Raw genomic sequence first — 375 nt, forward strand, 5'->3', positions numbered from 1 at the left:
GGGGCGCCGATGAGCCATTCAACAGCGATATCGGCGCCTTGTTGCCGATCGCGCTATGGGGCCGGACTTCGTTGTAGTCTCTACGCCAATCCTCCATTTTCTGCCGGGCGTCGTCAAGGCTCAGGAACCAGTGCATGTTCAGGCATTCGGTTCTGAACTTGCCGTTGAAGGATTCGATGAAGCTATTGTCCGTCGGCTTGCCGGGACGTGAGAAGTCGAGCACAACGCCTCTTTGATAAGCCCAGATGTCGAGATCGCGGGAGATGAACTCCGATCCCTGATCCACACGAATGCTCTTCGGGTAACCGACGGTTTTGCAGATGCGCTCCAGAGTCAGCACAACGTCCTCGCCTCGATAGCTGAACCGCGGATCGA

At 56.8% G+C, this 375-nt stretch carries 1 protein-coding gene; it reads right to left on the reverse strand.

Going from position 1 to position 375, the window contains the following annotated elements; genetic code table 11:
* On the reverse strand, positions 1-375 hold a 375-nt coding region (locus tag AC0L30_RS43150; RefSeq protein WP_473406808.1), incomplete at both ends, for an integrase core domain-containing protein.

The organism is Bradyrhizobium sp. MI1.11, assembly GCF_055811255.1.